The 21,491-nt window shown below is 56.7% G+C and carries 17 protein-coding genes; 5 read left to right on the plus strand and 12 right to left on the minus strand.

Annotated elements, in window-relative coordinates; all coding sequences use genetic code 11:
- Window positions 1–31 precede the first annotated feature (31 nt).
- The 4 genes from AC2FH6_RS04395 to AC2FH6_RS04410 form a co-directional block, all read right to left on the minus strand.
- On the minus strand, window positions 32–1,018 hold the full coding sequence (locus AC2FH6_RS04395) for a fatty acid desaturase (protein WP_496701360.1): 987 nt from the start codon (window positions 1,016–1,018) through the stop codon (window positions 32–34).
- 165 nt (window positions 1,019–1,183) lie between these two features.
- Complete coding sequence (gene der / locus AC2FH6_RS04400; RefSeq protein ID WP_142633070.1) at window positions 1,184–2,647, minus strand: ribosome biogenesis GTPase Der; 1,464 nt, start codon at window positions 2,645–2,647, stop codon at window positions 1,184–1,186.
- Window positions 2,648–2,695: 48 nt separating this feature from the next.
- Window positions 2,696–4,018, minus strand: coding sequence for a PQQ-like beta-propeller repeat protein (locus AC2FH6_RS04405; protein ID WP_142633068.1), 1,323 nt, complete (start codon window positions 4,016–4,018; stop codon window positions 2,696–2,698).
- Between the two features lie 38 nt (window positions 4,019–4,056).
- Window positions 4,057–4,728, minus strand: coding sequence for a hypothetical protein (locus AC2FH6_RS04410; RefSeq protein ID WP_142633066.1), 672 nt, complete (start codon window positions 4,726–4,728; stop codon window positions 4,057–4,059).
- A 225-nt stretch (window positions 4,729–4,953) separates the two neighbouring features.
- Between AC2FH6_RS04410 and AC2FH6_RS04415 the strand changes: the two genes are divergently transcribed.
- Complete coding sequence (locus tag AC2FH6_RS04415) at window positions 4,954–6,186, plus strand: efflux RND transporter periplasmic adaptor subunit (RefSeq protein ID WP_496700555.1); 1,233 nt, start codon at window positions 4,954–4,956, stop codon at window positions 6,184–6,186.
- A complete protein-coding gene (locus AC2FH6_RS04420; RefSeq protein ID WP_496701363.1) occupies window positions 6,183–9,962 on the plus strand; it encodes an efflux RND transporter permease subunit in 3,780 nt (1,259 codons plus the stop codon). The genes AC2FH6_RS04415 and AC2FH6_RS04420 overlap by 4 nt, the downstream gene beginning before the upstream one ends.
- A gap of 32 nt (window positions 9,963–9,994) precedes the next feature.
- On the opposite strand, the gene AC2FH6_RS04425 is transcribed toward AC2FH6_RS04420, so the two are convergent.
- The 3 genes from AC2FH6_RS04425 to AC2FH6_RS04435 form a co-directional block, all read right to left on the minus strand.
- The gene (locus tag AC2FH6_RS04425; protein ID WP_496700557.1) at window positions 9,995–10,399 is read right to left on the minus strand and encodes a DUF2147 domain-containing protein; all 405 of its coding nucleotides are present in this window, start codon (window positions 10,397–10,399) and stop codon (window positions 9,995–9,997) included.
- Between the two features lie 51 nt (window positions 10,400–10,450).
- Window positions 10,451–12,256, minus strand: a complete 1,806-nt coding sequence (locus AC2FH6_RS04430; RefSeq protein ID WP_496700558.1) for an ABCB family ABC transporter ATP-binding protein/permease — start codon at window positions 12,254–12,256, stop codon at window positions 10,451–10,453.
- 77 nt (window positions 12,257–12,333) lie between these two features.
- Window positions 12,334–13,611, minus strand: a complete 1,278-nt coding sequence (locus tag AC2FH6_RS04435; RefSeq protein WP_496700559.1) for a LysM peptidoglycan-binding domain-containing protein — start codon at window positions 13,609–13,611, stop codon at window positions 12,334–12,336.
- Window positions 13,612–13,737: 126 nt separating this feature from the next.
- On the opposite strand from AC2FH6_RS04435, the gene AC2FH6_RS04440 reads away from it, so the two are divergent.
- Entirely contained in the window at window positions 13,738–14,301 is a 564-nt protein-coding gene (locus tag AC2FH6_RS04440; RefSeq protein ID WP_496692371.1) for an LOG family protein, read from the plus strand.
- 36 nt (window positions 14,302–14,337) lie between these two features.
- Here the strand turns inward: AC2FH6_RS04440 and AC2FH6_RS04445 are convergent, their stop codons facing one another.
- From AC2FH6_RS04445 to AC2FH6_RS04455, 3 genes are all read right to left on the minus strand, one after another.
- Window positions 14,338–14,790 (minus strand): host attachment family protein, encoded by a 453-nt coding sequence (locus tag AC2FH6_RS04445; protein WP_496692372.1) that lies wholly within the window; start codon window positions 14,788–14,790, stop codon window positions 14,338–14,340.
- Between the two features lie 210 nt (window positions 14,791–15,000).
- Window positions 15,001–15,882: a metallophosphoesterase gene (locus AC2FH6_RS04450; protein WP_496701366.1), complete on the minus strand. Its 882-nt coding sequence runs from the start codon at window positions 15,880–15,882 to the stop codon at window positions 15,001–15,003.
- A 4-nt stretch (window positions 15,883–15,886) separates the two neighbouring features.
- Window positions 15,887–16,486 carry a superoxide dismutase gene (locus tag AC2FH6_RS04455; RefSeq protein WP_142633050.1) on the minus strand — a complete coding sequence of 200 codons (600 nt, stop codon included), beginning with the start codon at window positions 16,484–16,486 and terminating at the stop codon, window positions 15,887–15,889.
- A 102-nt stretch (window positions 16,487–16,588) separates the two neighbouring features.
- On the opposite strand from AC2FH6_RS04455, the gene AC2FH6_RS04460 reads away from it, so the two are divergent.
- Window positions 16,589–17,350 (plus strand): FkbM family methyltransferase, encoded by a 762-nt coding sequence (locus tag AC2FH6_RS04460; protein ID WP_496692374.1) that lies wholly within the window; start codon window positions 16,589–16,591, stop codon window positions 17,348–17,350.
- Window positions 17,351–17,450: 100 nt separating this feature from the next.
- Window positions 17,451–17,846, plus strand: coding sequence for a hypothetical protein (locus tag AC2FH6_RS04465; protein WP_142633046.1), 396 nt, complete (start codon window positions 17,451–17,453; stop codon window positions 17,844–17,846).
- 60 nt (window positions 17,847–17,906) lie between these two features.
- Here AC2FH6_RS04465 and AC2FH6_RS04470 read toward each other — a convergent pair whose 3' ends face one another.
- Together AC2FH6_RS04470 and AC2FH6_RS04475 are read right to left on the minus strand one after the other, a co-directional pair.
- A complete protein-coding gene (locus AC2FH6_RS04470) occupies window positions 17,907–18,473 on the minus strand; it encodes a sarcosine oxidase subunit gamma (protein ID WP_281994429.1) in 567 nt (188 codons plus the stop codon).
- Window positions 18,466–21,480 (minus strand): sarcosine oxidase subunit alpha family protein, encoded by a 3,015-nt coding sequence (locus tag AC2FH6_RS04475; RefSeq protein WP_496701368.1) that lies wholly within the window; start codon window positions 21,478–21,480, stop codon window positions 18,466–18,468. The genes AC2FH6_RS04470 and AC2FH6_RS04475 overlap by 8 nt, the downstream gene beginning before the upstream one ends.
- Between the last annotated feature and the right edge of the window lie 11 nt (window positions 21,481–21,491).

Below are 21,491 nucleotides of genomic sequence, written 5' to 3' on the forward strand. Positions count from 1 at the left end.
CCCTTCCTTCTCACATCAGTGCGGGTATCGGCTAGCTGCTATGGGCCAGCCCCCGGGATTGATCTTTGGGCGGGAAAGGCACAAGCCGTTTAGTGTCCTCATCCCAAAGTTTCAGATTCAAAGCCGCTACCGCCTCGGGGAATTTGATCCGACGCGGCGTATACTCGGACGGCAGGTTATAGTGGCATTCCCGCAGCCGGTAAGACGGGATGCGCGCGTTGAAGTGGTGTATGTCGTGCAATGTGATGCAGGCCACCGCATTATCAAACCACCAGCCGAAATCCAGCGCCGACGACCCCTGCAGCGCGGCCAATTTCGGATCCAGATCTGGGCGACGGTCCCAGTATGTGTCTTCGAAATTATGCTGAAGATAGACTAGGAAAACTCCCAGCATCCCGCCAAGGAAGGAAAAGGCCACCCAAACCAATATACCGGTCGCACCGGCGATCAGATACAGCAGGCCCAGGAAAATCAGGATCGACAGGTTGTGCAGCAGCACGCCTTTGACGCCGAACCGCACCGTATTCTTGGGCCAGCGGTAGCGAATGAAATAAGTAAACAGTGCTCCGACCGGTACCAGCACAAACGGGTTGCGGTATAGGCGATAATACAGCCGCGACCACCAGTTCGCCACATTCCATTCCCGCACGGTCATAGTATGAATTTCGCCGGTCTCACGATGTTCCAGATTGCCGATGCCGGAATGATGCAGGTTGTGGTTTTGCTTCATCACTTCGAATGGAGCGAAAGTGAACGGGGAAAGCCCATGCCCTGCCCATTCATTCTGTGCACGCGTTTCAAATAGCGAATGATGCCCGCAATCGTGCTGCAGCACGTAAAGGCGAACAGCGGAAAACGCGAAAACCACCCCGGCAGGCATCATGACGTACCAGCGGTCCACATAGATGATGGCTAATGCCAACGATGAGAAATAAACCGCGAAAGTCCCAAAGTAGCTGATCGCGGCCAATCCATTATCCTGAACCGCGTATTGACGTGTGTATTCTCTCAAATCCATTCCGTCGGCTCCCCACAATGGCCCGTTGCAATGTGATTCTAAAAATGGGTGCGGTCTTCCCGCAAACAAGCAACACGCTTGGAAACAAAAGCGCGCCAACGAATGCTAGCGCGCCATCAAAGGGCTGTCACGCCCCGAGATGAAAAATGCAACAGATTGGCGCAGTTACGCGCGTCCCTTCAAATGTTTGGCCAAGGCACCTGCGTTTTTCTTACGCCGTCCCTTATAAGGGTTCTTGTCTCCCTGTCCGCGCAAGGTCAGTCGGATGGGGGTCCCGGGCATATCGAAACTCTCACGCAGGCCGTTGACCAGATAACGGTTATAGCTTTCAGGCATCTTGTCGGGGTGCGAACACATAACCACGAATCCAGGGGGGCGGGTTTTGGCCTGAGTCATATACCGCAGCTTGATCCGGCGACCCTGCGGCGCTGGCGGCGGGTGCTGTTCCAGCATTGCGATCAACCAACGGTTCAAAGCAGCAGTCGGCACACGGCGGTTCCAGATATCATGGGCGCGTAGGATAGCAGCTCGCAGGCGCTCAAGCCCCCGCCCTGTTTTGGCGGAAACCGTGACCAGTGGCGCGCCGCGCAACTGCGGCAGAAGACGTTCGAACGATTCTTTCAGATCGCGCAGTTTTTCCTGCTTGTCCTCTTCGATATCCCATTTGTTAATGGCAACAACGACGGCTCGGCCCTCGCGTTCGGCCAAATCCGCGATGCGCAGATCCTGCTGTTCAAACGGAATCGCCGCATCCAGCAACACCACCACAACCTCGGCAAATTTTACTGCACGCAAACCATCCGAAACAGAAAGCTTCTCAAGTTTTTCCTGTACCTTGGCTTTTTTGCGCATCCCCGCAGTATCGAAGATCCGCATCGGCGTGCTTTCACCCTCGGGGTCGGCCCAGTCGATCCGCAGGCTGATTGCATCGCGTGTGATCCCGGCCTCGGGTCCGGTCAACAAGCGATCTTCGCCAACGATCTTGTTGATCAGGGTGGATTTTCCGGCATTCGGGCGACCAACAACGGCAACTTGCAACGGCTTGGCGTCGGTGATCAACGGGGTTACGGCTTCGCCGTCTTCATCAAGCTCGATATCAGTTACGGGCGCTTCTTCGATCGCTTTTTCTGCAGCAGCATCCGCCAGAGGCATCAGATGTGCGTAAAGATCGGTCATCCCCTCGCCATGTTCACCCGACAGGCGGACCGGCTCGCCCAAACCCAGATTATAAGCTTCGAGCACACCGGCATCAGCCGCCGAACCTTCGGCTTTGTTGGCCGCAAGGATCACGTGTTTCGATCGTTTGCGCAGAATCTCGGCAAACATCTCATCTGTGGGCGTCAACCCCACACGCGCGTCGATCATGAACAGGCACACATCAGCCATGTCCACGGCGCGCTCGGTCAGGCGTCGCATCCGGCCTTCAAGGCTGTCGTCTGTCGCATCCTCAAGACCCGCCGTATCAATAACGGTAAAGCGCAGATCGCCCAGACGCGCTTCGCCTTCGCGCAAATCGCGCGTAACACCTGGCTGGTCGTCGACCAATGCCAGTCGTTTGCCGACGAGGCGGTTGAACAAAGTGGATTTGCCCACATTGGGGCGCCCCACGATAGCGAGGGTCAGGGACATGTTACTCAACTTTCAAGACTCAGACGCGCCCTTTAGCGCATCTTGTCGTCAACGGAAAGCGTGCAGTTCACCTTTGGTCGAAACGACGTACAAGGTTTGCCCGGCAACAACTGGCGCCGTAGTGGCACCGCCGGGAACCTCGACGCGGTGAACCAGCGTGCCGTCGAGCGGGTTATAGAACCTTAGATAACCATCGTTCGATGCAACAACGATACGCCCACCGGCCATGATCGGCCCGTAATGCGCATAGATTGCGCCACGCCGACCAGGCTTGTCCTTGACGAATCCAGGCAAGTCCTGCGCCCACACAATCGAGCCATCCGAGGCATCCAAACGCACCAACTGACTGCGATCACTAATCAGGAAGATGCTGTTTCCAGCCGGCCAAACCGTATCAACGGCACCTTCATCCGCGGTCCATCTCCGCTCACCCGAAGTGGAATCGAATGCCACGGTGCGGCCCGAATGGTTGCCGATATAGATGGTATCGCCGACCACCATCGGGCCGCCTGTTACGTCGACGATCTGCGCTGCGGCGCGCCCGCGACGCCCACCAGCAACCGACGCGTTCCAGCGGCGAATACCACCTCTGCGGAACGTTGCAGCTATATCGCCCGAGCCAAATGCAAACACCGAGAAATCCGAGGCAATCACCGGCGCAGGCGCGCCCAACACATTGCCAACGCTTGGGGTGCCCTGAACCTGCCAGAGGATGCGCCCATCTTTTGTATCAATCGTCCATCCGATTTCATCTCCGGCGACAAGATACAGCAGGCCATCATTGATCAGAGGTGAGCCGCTGCCCGTAGCATTCAGGCGCTTTTGCCAACGAATGGCACCGGTTTTGCCATCCAGAGCGGTCAGGCGACCAAAACCAGAAGACACATAAAGAACGCCATTGGCATAGGCCAATCCACCGCCAGTTGCATCTGAATCCCCGTCGGTGCCAGGGATTAGATCTGTACTCCAGGCAACCTGCCCCTGCGGTGAGACCGCTGAAACGGTCGCTCCGGAATCCAGCGTGTAGACCAAACCACCTGCAACGACCGGCTCGGCCGTGATGCGCTGTTTGCGCGAATCTCCATCACCGATCGACGTTGACCACAGTTTCTGTGGAGTATTACGCAAAGAGGCATTTGTCGTCCGATACGCCGCGGTTCCCGGGCTTTGTGACCAGTTGGCATTGGCCGTCTGGGCAGGAAGGCTGATCGGCTTGGCCCCCTGGGTCTCAACCGTTTCATTGTCGGATGTGGGTCGGATGTCCTCACGAGCTCCGGGCAGGATGACCTCGGGTTCCTGACAAGCCGCCAGCAATGTCAGGGAAACAACCGCGACCGGCAACCCAATACGGGGGAAGAGACTAATCACCATGATACTCCGAACTTGCCTGTCATTTATTTTCTACCGGTTCAGCTTTGCCGTGCGACCAGCGGTTCCGGTTCACCACCCAGCGCAACAATCAACTGTGTTGCGCGTTGCTGCAGATCTACGCCGATTTCAGCGTCCTGCCGCATTGCCTGCAAACGGGAAATGGCGGCATCGACTTGACCTTCGGACACTTCGATCAGTGCCAGTTGCTCCTCTGCCAGCAACCGCAATGGGGCTCCCGGCACGGCCAGCGCTTCGAATTGCTGACGCCGGTCTGCTACCGGCATTGTCTCGCTTTGCAGCAGCAAAGCCTTGAAGGTCGCGATGGCCCGGTAAATTTCAGGCAGATCACCCTGAACCGCAATGGCGTTCAGACTCTCAACAGCGCCCTGCCCGGACTCGATTTCGGTCTGCGAGGCAGAAAGCAGCATCTTTACAATCGCATCTCCACCGGGTGTTGGTGCAGGTACCAAGGCAAGATCATCGGCACGATCGGCGGACTCATTCTGTGCCATAGCGGCCAGAATCGCATCTCCCAGATCCTGTGCCTGACTGGTTGCGCGCGCTTTGCGCAGTTCGTTGAACGCGGCACCACCAACGATCAGAACAACCGCCACTACGCCAACCCAACCCCAACGGCGCAAAAGCAAGAACAGACGGTCGCGGCGCACCTCTTCGGTCACCTCATCAATGAAACTGTCGACGTCGCTCATCCCTGCTCCCCGGGCTTGTGTTCTTTGATATTGGGCAATGTCATACCCCGCTGCCATTGCCAAGCCAAGGGTCCGATTTCATACAATTCCCCCACCTGCGGATACCCTTGCAGAAAAAAGTGAACCGAACTATTCAGTTTAGTGTGGAAAAGATGAGGCCCCGCCCCCATTTCTAAGCATGCGCGCCGAGGGACAGTCGGCAAAGAATTCTGGGAGAGACCCTGTATGCGTTTGATTTCATTCGTAAACGCCTTTTTGGTGATTGTTGCCTTATTCTATTTGGTATTCGAAAGGGATGCATTATTAGCATTCGCCGGCCGCGATGATTCAAACCCGGGCACTACGTCCGAGGCAGAATCTTCTGAAATTCCCGCAGAGGATCGGCACGTAATCCGTGTAGTTGCACAGCGCTCTGTCGCCCGCGAAGTAGACAGCGCAGTGACTCTGCGTGGACAAACCAGAGCAAACCGCGAGGTCGAAGTTCTGGCCGAAACGACGTCAACTGTCGTATCAGAACCCAAGCGCAAGGGCAGTTTTGTCGAAGCCGGTGATTTGTTATGTGAGCTGGATCCAGGCACCCGTCCGGCAAGCCTGGCCGAAGCAGCAGCCGCCAAGCTTGAAGCCAAAAGCCGGGTGCCCGAAGCCGAAGCGCGTCTGCTGGAGGCACATGCACGCGTAGCCGAAGCCGAAATCAACTTGAAAGCCGCACGAAAGCTATCAGAGACCGGTTTTGGGTCGGAAACCCGCAGGATTTCCAGCGAGGCAGAAATGAGTACAGCCCAGGCTGGTATCAAAAGCGCCGAAGCCGGGCTGGAAGCAACACGCGCCGGTATCGAAGCGGCATCAGCCGAAGTCGAGGCCGCCGAACGTGAAATCGAACGCCAGACGATCGAAGCTCCATTCAAGGGTCTGTTAGAAAGTGACACAGCTGAGCTTGGAAGTCTTATGCAACCAGGGTCGCTGTGTGCGACTGTGATCCAGTTGGACCCAATCAAGTTGGTCGGGTTTGTTCCCGAGGCAGATGTGAACCGGATCATCGTAGGGTCCGAGGCTTCGGCCCAGCTGATCTCGGGGCTTCAGGTCTCTGGGCGGGTCACCTTCCTTAGCCGGTCGGCCGATGAGACCACCCGGACCTTTGAGGTCGAGATTACCGTTCCTAACCCCGACCTGACAATTCGGGACGGTCAGACTGCGGACATCCGAATCTCGGCTGAAGGGACCAAGGCACATCTGTTGCCTCAGTCCGCACTGACGCTGAATAACGATGGCAAAGTTGGTGTACGGACCGTTGGAAATGGGAACATTGTGGATTTCCTGCCGGTCACTTTGTTGCGCGACACTTCCGAAGGTGTCTGGGTCGACGGGTTGCCGGAAACGGCGGACATCATCATCGTCGGGCAAGAATTCGTGACTCGCGGCGTGATGGTTGAGCCAACTTATCGGGATGCAGCGCAATGACCGGAATAGTAAGCTGGGCCGCTGGCCGAGCCCGAATGGTTCTGGCATTTATCGCGATTTCCTTGATCGTAGGTGGATACGCCTATGTTGGCCTGCCGAAAGAAGGTGAGCCGGATATCGAAATCCCTGCGCTTTTCGTCTCGGTTCAGTTCCCCGGCATTTCCGCTGAAGACTCGGAAAACCTGCTGGTCAAGCCGATGGAAACCGAGCTGGCTGATCTGGACGGTCTCAAAGAAATGACGTCGACGGCTGCCGAAGGCTATGCCGGTGTCGCGCTGGAATTCGATTTTGGATGGGACAAGACGGCGATCATGGCCGATGTCCGCGACGCCATGAACAGCGCCCAGGCCGATTTTCCTGAAGGGGCTGAGCAATATACCCTGACCGAGATCAACTTTTCTGAATTCCCGATTGTGATTGTCAATCTGACCGGAGCTGTTCCTGAAAGAACAATGGCCCGTGTCGCCAAAGATTTGCAGGATGATCTGGAAGCATTGGATTCCGTGCTTGAGGCTGGGATAGCCGGCAATCGAGACGAATTGCTAGAAGTGATCATCGACCCGCTGCGGCTGGAAGCGTATAACGTTACCGCCGCCGAGCTGATCAATGTTGTTCAGAACAACAACCAGCTGATCGCCGCTGGTGAGGTGGAAACCGATCAAGGCACCTTCTCGGTCAAGATCCCTTCGTCTTTCAAGACCGCCCAGGACGTGTATGACCTACCCGTCAAGGTCAATGGCGACCGCGTCGTGACCATGGGCGAGCTGGCGCAAATCAACTATACTTTCGAAGATCGCGAAGGCACCGCCCGCTTCAACGGCGAGGCCACCGTGGCACTGCAGGTCGTCAAACGCAAAGGCTATAACCTGATCGACACGGTCGACGAGGTCAAAGCCTCTATCGCAGCGGCCCAATCCAAATGGCCAGCCGAGATGCAGGCGGCGATCAAACTGGGCACCTCGAACGACCAGAGCCGGATCGTAGGGTCGATGGTCAGCCAGCTTGAGGGTTCGGTTCTTACCGCTATTGCGCTGGTTATGATTGTCATTCTGGCCTCGCTTGGGACCCGTGCCGCCCTGCTGGTGGGTTTTGCGATTCCAACCTCATTCCTGCTGTGCTTTGCATTCCTTGCGGTGATGGGGGTCAGCATTTCGAACATCGTCATGTTCGGTTTGATTCTTGCGGTCGGAATGCTGGTCGACGGGGCCATCGTGGTGGTTGAATATGCCGACAAGCGGATCAACGAGGGCGTGGGTCCCATGCATGCCTATGTCGAAGCCGCACAACGGATGTTCTGGCCGATCGTATCCTCGACAGCTACGACATTATGCGCCTTCTTGCCTATGCTCTTTTGGCCCGGCGTTCCGGGCGAATTCATGGGGATGCTGCCAGTTACGCTGATATTTGTTCTGTCGGCGTCGTTAATCGTTGCACTGATCTACCTGCCCGTGATGGGCGGCGTTTCCGGCCGCCTCAGCCGCGTGTTTGACCGGTCGTCGAACTGGCTGAGGGCGCGAACAGCCTGGTGGGTTCGGGCAGCGATGGTTCCCCCGTCGTTATACCTGATCTTCCTGGGGGCGATGCAGACACTGAACCCGAATTACCTGGTCGATTCAGGTAGTTCAGTTCTTGGAATGATCCTGTTCATGCTAGGTGCGTTTGCCGGGTCGGTCACCCTGAGCGCGGCAAAAATCGAACGCGCCCCGGTTGAGCATGTGCAGACCAGCCGCGAACACACACGCTTTGGGCATGTGGTAAAGTTCCTTGTGGGCAACCCGGTCATGCCGCTTGTGTCAATCCTTGTGATTGGCTTCGCCGTGTATCTGGTCATGACGGCATTCGGGGAAAACAACCGCGGAGTTGAATTCTTCGTTGAAAGCGAACCAGAGCAGGCCACGGCCTATGTCCGTGCACGCGGCAATATCTCTTTGGCCGAAAAGGACCAGATGGTACTCGCCGCAGAAGAGATTATCAGTGCGCACCCGGCTGTTATCAACGTCTTTGCATTCGCTGGTGAAGGTGGTTTGGACACCGGTGGACCCGGTGGCCAATCCCCGGCGGATACAGTTGGTCAGGTTCAGTTCGAAATCATCCCTTGGGAAGACAGACCGAACGTCTCGGAACCGATTTTCGGAGGATTGTTGGACCGGCACACAGTGGCGCCAGACTATGACGGCGATTATGTTCTGGAAGAGTTGAACAGGGAGCTTGCGCAGCTACCGGGGATCATCGTTGAGACCTTGCCGCTTGAGCAAGGGCCGGGCTCTTCCAAACCCGTCCATCTGCGGATCAAGGCCGATGGCTGGCAAGAGCTGACATCAGCCACTTTGGCCGCACGTGAGGCATTCGACGCCACCCCGGGCCTTATTAAGATCGAGGACACGCTGCCCCTGCCCGGTATCGATTGGCAGATTGACGTTGATGTCGCCAAAGCAGGCCGGTTTGGCGCAGACGTAGCCACCGTCGGTGCGATGGTACAGCTTGTTACGCGTGGCCTTTTGCTGGGCGAAATGCGCCCGGACAACGTGGATGATGAAATCGAAATCCGTGTTCGCCTGCCTGATCAGGATCGAGTCTTGTCAACGCTTGACACGCTCAAGGTCCGCACGGTCGATGGTTTGGTGCCACTGTCCAACTTTGTCTCGCGCAAACCAGTCGCCAAACTGGCCGAAATCAACCGTGTCGATCAGGAACGTTATTTTGACGTGAAGGCGGATGTTGAGCCCGGCCTGAGCAATGTTGTGGTCACAGGACCGGATGGGGCCGATCAAAGATTGGCAGTGGTGCGTGAACTCGCAGAGGATGAAAGCCCCACAGCTAGCGCATTGGCTTTTCCCGATGGCACTCAGTTCGAACTGATCATGCTGACCGAGGCAGAAAGCACCGATGCTTTGCGCACGCTGATCGAATCCGGTGACGCGCGCACCAGTCTGATTAACCCGAACGAACGGATTGTTGTGTTGACTGAATGGCTGGAAACCGATCCTTTTGGCAGTTCCGTCAGCTGGACATGGACAGGTGATCAGGAGGATCAGGCCGAATCCGGGGCGTTTCTTGTGAATGCCTTTATGGGCGCCTTGGGGCTGATGTTCGTTATTCTGCTCGCGCAGTTCAACTCGTTCTACAATTCGATCCTGGTTCTGCTGGCCGTGGTACTGTCCACAACAGGTGTTCTGATCGGTATGATGGTGATGCAACAGCCCTTCTCGATCATCATGACAGGGACGGGTATTGTGGCTCTGGCGGGGATCGTGGTGAACAACAACATTGTTCTGATCGACACCTATCAGGAATATAGCCAGTACATGCCAAGGATCGAGGCGATCATACGCACCGCCGAGGCACGCATTCGTCCGGTTCTGTTGACCACACTCACCACGATGGCTGGCCTTACCCCGATGATGTTCGGGCTGTCGCTGGACTTTATCAACGGCGGGTATTCGATCAACAGCCCCACAGCGCTCTGGTGGAAACAGCTGGCAACCGCAGTTGTCTTTGGCCTTGGTATCGCGACGGTACTGACGCTGATCGTGACGCCTTCGCTTTTGGCTATGCGGGTCTGGGTGACAACCTATGCCATCTGGTTGGGTAAGATTTTGGCCCGTGCTACAGCGGGAAAATCCAGCCAGGTGGCGCTGGATATGGCTATCGGTAAAGCCGCGATGAATGCTCAGGCAACCGAAATGGTCTGGGATGATGAGCTGCGTGCCGACGATCCGAGCGCTGACAGTTCTGGGAAAGAACCGACCGGTTCACCGCTGAAAGCAGCCGAATAAAAAGCAACAGGGCTGGGCAATCCAGCCCTGTTTTACTCGCGCGTCCAGGTTTGATGCGCACAAATGTGGTGTTCACACCCTTTGACCATCAGAGTGTCACCCTTCAGCGTCATTTGCGGAACTGCATCAACATTCACTAACGGCACCCAGAATTCACCCCCGCCATATTTACCACCGCCTTGGCTGCCGACATCCCAAAACAGTTTCTTTCCGATATTCGGCGTCTGTACTGCTTTTCCGCTGGCGTCATATGCAGATAAAATCTGACCACAGAACTTGTCACCGCAGGCTGTAATTTTGATGTCAGAGACGAGGTTCTTCCGATCCGGCTCGGTCTTCCAAATTCCGATGATGGGGTCTCCAAGCGCATAGACCGGTGTAAGTGTGGCAACTGCCGCTATGGCTGGCACAATGAACTTGCGGAAATATTTATGCATAACAAAACCTCAGATGAGTGATCTGTAGTGTAACATAGTTTGGGCCGCCTATCAGGCCGCCTGCATATCCGATTGCTGGCGATTCCAAAGCTGGGCATAACGCCCCTCACGTTTCAGCAATTCATCATGCGTGCCTTGCTCCAGGATTTTGCCACGCTCTAGCACTACAATACTGTCTGCCTCGGCGATTGTGCTCAGGCGATGGGCAATCGTCAGAACCGTACGCCCCTCGCCCGCATGGGCCAAAGCATCCTTGATGTCTTGTTCTGTATCTGTGTCCAGCGCCGATGTCGCCTCGTCCAGCAAAAGGATTGGCGGGTTTTTCAGCAGCGTTCTGGCAATACCGACCCGCTGCTTTTCCCCACCCGACAGCTTTAGCCCGCGCTCACCGACTGTCGTGTCATAGCCTTCGGGCAACGTAACTATGAAATCGTGGATCTGGGCAGCCCGGGCGGCGGCTTCGACATCTTCCTGCGTGGCTCCGTCGCGTCCATAGGCAATGTTATAGCGAATGGTATCGTTAAACAGCACGGTATCCTGTGGCACCACTCCGATTGCCGCGTGCAGGCTGGTCTGCGTGACGTCGCGCACATCCTGCCCATCAATTTTCAGCGCGCCCCCGGTGACATCGTAGAACCGGAACAGCAACCGACCGATGGTGGATTTACCCGACCCCGTCGCACCCACAATCGCTACGGTTTGGCCCGCAGGAATGGTAAGGGAAACACCTTTGAGAATTTCCCGCTCAGCATCATATCCGAATTGTACATCATGCAAGGTAACCTCACCCCCTGTTACATCCAGATCCGGTGCATCGGTCTTGTCGACCACTTCGGAGGGTTGTTCCAACAGGTCAAACATCTGGCCCATATCGACCAGAGATTGGCGGATTTCCCGATACACCGTACCCAAAAAATTCAGCGGTACGGTAATCTGTATCATATAGGCGTTGACCATAACGAAATCGCCCACGGTCAGCGTCCCGGCCTGTACCCCAATGGCTGCCAAGACCATCACACCGATCAATCCGCAGGTGATCAGAAAGGACTGCCCAAAATTTAGAAACGCCAGAGAATACGCAGTCTTGAGAGCCGCCCCCGCGTAGGCTTTCATTGACACATCATACCGTTCAGCTTCACGCGTTTCGGCATTGAAATACTTGACGGTTTCAAAATTCAGCAGGCTGTCGATGGCACGCTGGTTCGCCTCGGTATCCTGATCATTCATCTCGCGGCGCAGTTTCACGCGCCACTCGGTCACTGCAAATGTGAACCAGATATACAGTGCGATCGTTGCCGCGACGACCACCAGATACCAGACATCAAACAGCCACATCAGAATGATCGCAACAAGCAGCAGTTCAAGGATCAAAGGCCCGATGGAAAACAGGAGGAAACGCAAGAGGAATTCGACCCCCTTTACGCCGCGCTCGATAATACGGCTCAGACCGCCCGTGCGCCGCGTCACGTGATAGCGCATCGACAACTGGTGGATATGCTGGAAAGTCTCCAATGCCAGTGCGCGCAATGCTCGCTGCCCGACAGGAGCAAAGGCCGCATCCCGCAACTGCTGCAAACCAACAGTCATCATGCGCGCGACACCATATGCCACCGTCAACCCAACAGCACCCAGCGCTACGGGGGGAACGCCCTCGCCCGCCAGGCTATCAACCGCGCCTTTGTACAAAATCGGGGTGTAGACCGCGATCAACTTGGCCAGAACCAACATGCCCATTGCAATCAGAACGCGGCGCTTAACCCAGGGTTCATCCTCGGGCCAGAGATAAGGCGCAACTTTCCGGATTGTACGCCAGCCAGAGCTGCGCGCGTCCAATTTTGGGATATTGTCGGAATTCATCGGGGCTACTCGTCTCTTCACGTACCGGAACTGCGGTCAGAGAGTGCCCCTGACCCCGGAAGGTCAGAGGTACAGGATTATTCCGGAATGGTGAATACCTGCCCCGGATAGATCAGATCCGGGTCGCGGATCGCGCCTCGGTTGGCCTCGAACAGTTTGACATACAAGACACCATCGCCAAATCGTTCCCGAGAGATAGCCCAAAGCGTATCACCCTTTTGTACTGTAACCGAACGGATGGCCGGTGTTTCCTGAGAGGGTGCAGGCCCATCGTCCACTTCGGCCACGCTCAGAACTTCTAGAGGCTCACGCTTGAACGGGGTTTCCAGACGGCTTTTAACCGTGCCGTCCGAGGCAACCTCATCCACACGCAGCGTATACACACCGGGATCAATGCCTTCGATCTCGCTGCGCCATTTTCCATCATCCGTGGGCTGCATATCAGCGACCAGTTGGTTGTCCAGGTACACGCGTACCGCGGAACCATCAGCCACGCGGCCGGTCAGCTCGACCTCACCCGTGTCTGAATACCCGATCGTATCCAACGCGACCTGATCAGGTTCGGTGCTCTGAGGCGTCGCAGGTTGGACAAGCTCGACCCCGTCTTCCCCCGATCGCAGGATCGCAACCTGTTGTCCTTGCGTGGAATCTGCCGTTTCTTCAGAAGATGTGTCGCCGGTTTGAGCGACCTGCCCCGCCTCGGTTTCATCGCCGCCTGCGGATTCGTCGGCGAGGGTGGTTTCCGCCGTATCAACCGATGCGACCTCTGGTTCGGGTTCGGGCAAAGCCGCAATCAGATAGTCATCAGAGCGGACCGGTTGATCGACCCCATCGGTTTCCAGTGTCAGACCGCGTGCGGCCGTGGAAAACGGGATCGACACGAATTCGGCAAACTGCCCGCTGTCATCAACGGTAAAGCTGTGAACTGCCTCACCGTCCAGCAATACCCGCACCTTGGCGCCGGGTTCTGCATTTCCGGACAGAACAGCATTCCCGTCAGGCTCAACAAAGATCTGATCCAAGGCCGGAGGCGTAACTTCGGCAACTTCCTCAGCCGGTTCAGCAACCTCCTCAGCCGATTCAGCGGTCTCGTCAGCCTCTTCGGTCGGAGCCTCGGCTGCTGCCGTATCCGTATCAGTCGTCGCATCGGCCTGCGGGGTTTCTTCTGTGTCCGAGGCAACGGACGCGTTCTCAGACGCATCCTCAGCCACATCTTCCTGCGCTGTTGGGTCGAGAGACGTGCCGTTAAACGCGCCGGAAAAATATGCACCGCCGACGCCCAACAGAACCAGCAAACCGGCGATCACCCCCCAGGTGAAAGATCTGGGGCTCTCGCTTCCCGAATTGGAATCCATACTCTTCCTTTCACTCCGCAGCGCAAATGCCTTATCTACAACGCATTCTGCCTGACGGTTGAGCCAATCTATCAATACCGCTATCACGGGTCAAAACCCCAGATACAACCCCGGAGAAGCCTCTCGATGTCTCAGAAATCCGTCTGTGTGTATTGCGGGTCACGCAATGGCGCCCAAACCAGCTATTCCGACGCAGCCCGCTCCTTTGGTCAGCTTCTGGCGCAGGAGGGCTGGCGACTGGTCTATGGCGCGGGCGATGTGGGTCTGATGGGCGAGGTCGCGCGTGCGGCCCAAGCCGCCGGAGGGGACACGTTCGGCGTGATTCCCGTTCACCTGCTAAAGCGCGAGGTTGGCAAGACAGACTTGACCCGGTTCGTGATCACCGAAACGATGCACGAACGCAAAAAGGTCATGATCATGAATGCCGATGCGGTGGTTGTCCTGCCGGGTGGTCCGGGTTCACTGGACGAATTGTTCGAAGCCCTGACATGGCGACAGTTGGGTCTGCACGACAAGCCCATTCTGGTCATGAATGTTGATGGATATTGGGATGCCCTCCATGATCTTGTGCAGCAGGTCATCGGCCAGGGATTTGCGGACACATCTCTGGCCGATTTCATAGCGTGGGTCGACAGCCCGGAAACGGCGATGTCGACCCTGAGAGCGATGTTGGTCCCGCATAAGGGCTAGTCGGGCGGTGTGACCCGCCCGCAGATTGCCGCAGACCTAGGTGGCGGGTTTTAGACGGCTGATCAGAACCTGTTCCACTTTGTTCAGCGGGTGGTTGGTCAGGGTCTTATCAACCTCGGCCACCACTTTCCTTAGGACTTCGCTGTGCAGGCGGCGGCGCAGAAGCCCCAGAACATGAGGGCTGGCGACCAGTACCAGGCGCTTATATGCCCCCTTCAGGCCTTTGCGATTCAACAGATTTGCCACATCCTGCACGAACAGAGACTTGGCCTGCGATTTCCACTTGGGTTCCTCAACGGCTGATTTCTGATTGGGCCCGTTGTCAGAGCGTCGCCCTGCCCGATCCGAAGGCCTGACGCCTGAGCCGTCGCTTTCTTCGACCGAGACAACCACCAGATTGGGGTCTTCGGCATCCGTGATATTCTCCATGAACAGCGCCTTTTCCCCGTCGGCAATGACAATCCATGTTCCCTGCGATAGTGCGACCATTGTGATCTCCTGTTTTGGTTTTTCTGAGACCATCCCTCGGGTTTCAGGCACGGCTAACCGTTTACGCAGCTTTGTTTTTCGCCGCGCCGCCTGGAATTTTTTTAAAGTGATTTGCGGCTCTCTCCTCCGCCACACTTAAAGTAAGCACTGCGCGCCGTCTTACAATCCGGCCGGACCGCGAAACTGCGGTTATAGGCGAGTTTTCACCGGTTAGGAGGACAGTTCGATGACCGTAATTTCGGGCGTTACACCAAAACGCACGGGCAGGATCGAACATCCGATACCCCCGGACACGACCAGATCGCGATTGCCTTCGCGCACGTGACCATAGGCATAGCGATTGCCGAATTTCGAGGGCACCACCGGCGACCAGCCAAACAGCCGTACCTGCCCTCCATGAGTATGACCTGACAGGGTCAGGGCCACGCGATCAGGAATTTTGGGGAAGATATCCGGTTCATGCGCCATCATCACCACCGGGGCATCATCCGTGATCTGCCTAAGCGTCGTAGGCAGGTCATCCAGCCCTTGGTATCGACCATTGCCCGTATAAATCGCCAACTGATCTTCGAGGCCTGCAAGCCAAATCCCGGCACCATCCAGTTTGAAGGCCTCGTTTGAAAGCACCCGGATACCATTCCGCCTCAGCGCATCGCCGTACAGATTCGGCCCGCCCCTGCGCTTTTGGGCTGACCGGTCATCCCACCAGTCGTGATTTCCCAGAACCGCATAGACACCATGCTTTGCCTGCAATCCGGACAACACTGGCGCCAGATCGGCAATTTTCACAGGTTTTAGATTTATCCTATGCCCGGCGGCGTAGTCACCCAACAACAGGATAAGATCGGGAGACAAGGCATTGGTGCGCCGGACGATCTGCTGGATTCTTTTCAGCCCCACATAGGGCTCACCCACATGCAGATCAGCAAGAACCGCGATCCGCAGCGGCGGTGCGGTCCAGTCCGCGCGCCGGATCCGCCACTTACGAACACGGAGGCGCAGCGCGGGTTCGATGAAGAAACCATACGTGGCAGCAAAAAGGCCTGCCAGCATCACTGCCAGCAGGCCCTTTATGAACCCTCTACGGGTCACTGGATCACATCCGCGAAGCGACGTTTTCCCAGTTCACCAGATTGTCGAGGAAGTTCGACAGGTACACCGGACGCTTGTTGCGGAAGTCGATGTAATAGGAATGCTCCCACACGTCGCAACCCAACAGAGCAGTCTGACCAAAGCACAGCGGGTTCACGCCGTTTTCGGTCTTGGTCACTGCCAACGAACCGTCCGCATTCTTGACCAGCCACGCCCAGCCCGAGCCGAACTGACCGGCACCAGCTGCGCTGAACTGCGACTTGAACTCGTCAACCGAGCCAAAGCATTCGACCAGCGCCTTTTCCAGCTCGCCAGGCATGGCGTTGTCGCCGGGGCCCATCATCTCCCAGAACTGGTTGTGGTTCCAAAGCTGACTGATGTTGTTGAAGATGCCGTTTTGCGCCACGGCATTTGCGTCGTAGGTGCCGGTGATGATCTCTTCCAGCGACTTGCCGTCCCACTCGGTACCGGCGATCAACTTGTTGCCGTTGTCGACATAGGCCTTGTGGTGCAGGTCGTGGTGAAACTCCAATGTTTCGGCGGACATGCCCTTGGCTGCCAGCGCGTCGTGTGCATAAGGAAGATCAGGAAGTTCAAAAGCCATCTCGGCCCCCTGTTGAAAATGAATGTTGCGGTTTCCAAAGGTTAAATGCTTTGGCAAGTGCCGCAGGTCAAGGGCAGAGATCATAAAACCCGGAGGTCCGCGATGCTAACTCAGGCGCGCAAGATGTTTTACCGCGCCCGCGGATACTATGCGGGCAGCCTGAATGGCGAGCCTTTCCGGCTGGATCCCTACCACTCAAAGTTCTGGCGCAAGGCCTCGGCCGGCGCGTGGGAGCCCGAGACTTTTGCCGTGCTGGATAGATATCTAACGCCGGACAGCGACTATCTGGACATCGGGGCATGGATCGGCCCAACGGTGTTGTACGGTGCCCGCAAAGCCCGCCACGTCTGGTGTTTCGAACCAGACCCCACCGCGTTTCGGCATCTGGCGTGGAATCTGGACCTGAACGACATTCGCAATGTTTCGGCATTTGGCGTCGCATTGTCGGATCAATTCGGCGTGGCCCGTATGGCATCCGTTCGCGGTGAACCCGGGGATTCCACCAGTTCACTGTTGCATGACGGGGTGCATGGGACAGATGCATTGACCATCGAGTGGGATCAGTTCGAGGCCGTAAATGACCTGTCCCGTGTCTCCTTGGTCAAGATGGATATCGAAGGGGCAGAATTTGCGGTTCTGCCGAGCCTTCTGCCCTTTCTGAAAAAGCATCGCCCGGCCCTCTATCTTTCGCTCCACTCGCCCCTTCTGGCCGAGGAAGACCGGCTTACACGGACATCTCAACTCCTTGAAAGCCTTTCATTCTACACCGAAATTCAAGACGAAAACGGGCACCCGCTAAAGGTCGAAGAATTGCTGCAACCTCAAGAGTTGAAGCGGTATCGCGCCGTTGTGTTGCATGAATAGAAGGTGCAGTATTTTTTTCGTGCATTAGTTGCATATGCGCTTGAAACTCTCGCGTTGTTTGGTGTCTTCCCTTCTGGATAGACCGAGTAAACGAGGAACCATGAAATATCTTTTCTTAGCATCCATTTTTACCGTTTTTGCACAGGCAGCGGCGGCTGAAACAATTACTTACGATTGTGCCGTTCGCGACCGCGACGGAACCGGGTGGGTCGCGCCCCGCTATATCTTTGTTATTGATAAGGACGGCGTTAGTGCGCAAACAGCCAGCGGGCACAACGAAATGCAGTCCGCTAAGCTGAAAATTGATAGAAAGAAGCGTTACAAGCTGGATTGGCGCGTTGAGTTGACAGAGTTTGGCGGCCAAAAAGTCCGGGTAAATTACACGGCCCGCATTGACCCTTCTGACAACACCGTGAAACTGAGAGGCAACTGGGTGAATGCCAACTTTGTCAACAAGCCTTCAGGGCAAGGCAAATGCAAAGTGATCGATGGTTAAGCTTCGGTTAAACCGCAAAAGCCCCGGAAAATCCGGGGCTTTTTTTCCTAGCTTCGGAACCTAATAAACCCCGACCTCACTGCCCGGCTGCGCTGCGACCTTCAACAGTTTGAACACGTAGTCTGCGGTTGACCGGAAGCAGACGACGCGGAGAGTTTCGGCGTCATCCAGCCAGAACGCACCGGCAACCTGCGCCAAGCGCGAACGGCGGATTTGGCCGGGTTGGAAGGCGTCAGCCGACAGATCTACCGGGGCCAGTTTGCCCAGAACTTCGCGAGCGTTCGCGCCCGAGATGCTGAACACCGCGCGGGCATCCGAGACGTTGACCGCCAGGGCATGCACACCGCTCAGCGCGTTGGTCATCGCGGCCAGTTTGGCCTCGACCTCGGCATATGGGACAAGCACAAGCAATTCGTCGGTGGACATCCAGCAAACACCGCAGTCTCCGTCGACAAATGCCTCGCGCTGGCCGGGTACTTTCTGACCGGTGGCGTCTTTGACGGCCTTGGCCAGAACCTTGTCGGACAGGTCGCCGCGCAGGGTGATCATGCCCTGCAGGCCGCATTCTTCAACCTTGGCGATGCCCTCATAGCTGGCGTGGTTCAGTGCGCTGATGGGTTCAGACATTCTGCTTCTCCCCGTCCTTGTCGAAGAAGATCGGATCCACGATCTTTGCTTTGTAGGATTTGCCATCGGTGCCGGGGAACTCGACAATCTCGCCCATGCGGTCAGGACCATGCTTGATCAAGCCCATGGCGATGCCTTTGCCCAGATTGGCCGAATAATAGGTTGAGGTCACACGACCGATCATGTTGCGCTGACCGTTGGCGTTGACACCCTCGCCCACTGCGTAAGCCCCATCCGGGATGACAGAACCATCCACAGTCTCAAGACCCACCAGTTTCCAACGCTCGGGATCGGCCATATGGCTGCGGGAATGAGCGCGCTTGCCGAGGTAATCCTCTTTCTTTTTCGACAGCGCCCAATGCAGCCCCAGATCCTGCGGGATCACGGTGCCGTCGGTCTCGTCGCCGATCATGATAAAGCCTTTCTCGGCCCGAAGGATGTGCAGACATTCAGTGCCATAGGGCATCACGCCGAATTCCTTGCCTGCCTCTGTCAGCGCATCCCAGAAAGCCTGCCCTTGGGATGCAGGAACGGCGATCTCGTACGACAGCTCACCCGAGAACGAGATGCGATAGGCCCGGCAATCAAAGTCGCCGATCTTGCCATCGCGCCACTCCATGAAGGGCAGCGCCTCTTTCGACACATCCATGCCACCGAGCTTTTCAAGCACCTTCCGGGCGTTGGGGCCAACAACGGCGACCTGCGCATATTGCTCGGTCACGTTGGCAACATAGACTTTCCAGTCCCACCATTCGGTTTGCAGCCATTCTTCCATGTGACCGTGGATACGTTCGGCCCCGCCGGTGGTGGTGTGGCACAACCATGTGTCTTCGTCGATCCTGGCAACAACACCGTCGTCGATCAGAAAGCCATTTTCGGAACACATCAGGCCATAGCGGCATTTGCCGATCTTCAGCGTAGACATCATGTTGGTGTACATCATGTCCAGGAACTTGCCTGCGTCCGGCCCTTTGACGATCAACTTACCCAGGGTCGAGGCGTCCAGCAAGCCGAGGTTCTCGCGGGTGTTTTTCACCTCACGGTTCACGGCGTCATGCACGGATTCACCCGGGCGAACATAGGCATAGGTCCGGCGCCAATGGCCGACCGGCTCCCAATCGGCGCCGTTCTTGTCGTGCCAGTTATGCATCGGAGTCTGGCGGATTGGCTGGAACACCTCACCACGTGCCTCACCGCCGATAGATGCCATTGAAATTGGGGTGTAAGGCGGGCGGAACGTTGTTGTTCCAACCTTCGGGATTTCGGAGTCCAACGCATCGGCTAGGATCGCCAATCCGTTGATGTTACTCAGTTTACCCTGATCCGTTGCCATGCCCAGAGTGGTGTAACGCTTGGTATGTTCAACGCTCTCATACCCCTCACGCGCGGCAAGTTGCACGTCCGATACTTTGACGTCGTTTTGGAAGTCCAGCCAGGACTTCATCCGCAGTTGAATATCCGCGTTCGCAGGCATCAACCAGACCGCAGCCATAGGTGCCTCGGACGTAGTTTCCCCGACAGGCGCTTTGGTGCGTTTGGTTTTGAATCCAGCCGCTTTGGCTGCGGCCTTACCAGCTGCATCGGCATCGGCCAGCACATCGCCCAGCGCCATCGGGCCATTCGATGCCCCGGCGGCTACGACGAACCCTTCGCCATCGGCCCCAAGCGGGGGTCGTGCAGGATCCGGCCGGAAATGCGCATTGGCATCGTCCCAGATCAGCTTGCCGCCGCAATGCGACCACATATGCACGACCGGAGACCAACCGCCTGACATCGCAACAGCGTCGCATTCGACCTCTTCACGGGCGCCACCGATGCCGTCCTGATTGCAAATGGCAACTTTCTTGACGCGTTTGCCGCCTTTGACTTTGGCAATAGCCTTGCCCACATCGACGCGGATACCCAGTTGGCGCGCCTCTTCAGCCAGAGGGCCCGAGGTAGCCCTTGCGTCAACCACACGCAAGATATCCACACCGGCCTGTTTCAAGGTTATCGCAGTCCGGTAGGCGTCGTCATTATTGGTGGCCACAATCACCTTTTCACCGGGTGTCACACCCCAGTTCACGACATAGTCCCGCATGGCCGAGGCCAGCATGACACCCGGCACATCATTACCCGCAAAAGACAACGGACGCTCAATCGCTCCGGTAGCAGTCACGACCTGTTTCGCCCTAATACGCCACAGGCGATGGCGCGGGCCTTGTGCGCCAGGCTTATGGTCCGTCAGGCGTTCATAGCCCAGCACATAGCCATGGTCATAGACCCCAGCACCCATGCAGCGATTGCGCAAGATGACGTTGTTCATTGTTTCTAGTTCGGAAACAGTTTGTTCCACGAACTTATCCACAGGCTCATCATTGATTGTGCCGCCATCAACTGGGGCACGGCCACCCCAATGCGCGGTCTGCTCAATCAACATGACCTTTGCACCGGTCTGAGCAGCCACTTTGGCAGCCTGTAAACCGGCCACACCGCCACCGATCACCAACACATCGACGAAGTTGTAGAAATGCTCATAGGTATCCGCATCACGGCTGTCCTTGTCGGGGGCTTTGCCCAGACCGGCAGATTGGCGGATGAACGGCTCGTAGACGTGTTTCCAGAACGGCTTGGGATGAATGAACATCTTGTAATAGAAGCCAGCCGGCAGGAACCGCGACAGGTGCGTATTGATCGCACCGATATCAAATTCCAGGTTCGGCCAGTGGTTCTGAGAAATCGAGGTCAGACCGTTGAACAGCTCGGTCGTGGTGGCGCGCTGGTTCGGCTCGAACCGATTGCCCTGCCCCAGACCGACCAGAGCGTTGGGTTCTTCCGCACCACTGGCGACAACACCACGCGGGCGGTGATACTTGAACGACCGGCCCATCATCATCTGATCATTAGCCAGCAAGGCCGAGGCAAGCGTGTCGCCTTCGTAGCCCTGCATCGAAGTGCCGTTGAAGGAGAATGTGACCTGTTTCGACCGGTCAATCAGCCGGCCTTGATTTGCGAGACGGGTGCTCATGATGCGGACCT

The organism is Ruegeria sp. CDSC045 (assembly GCF_059610725.1).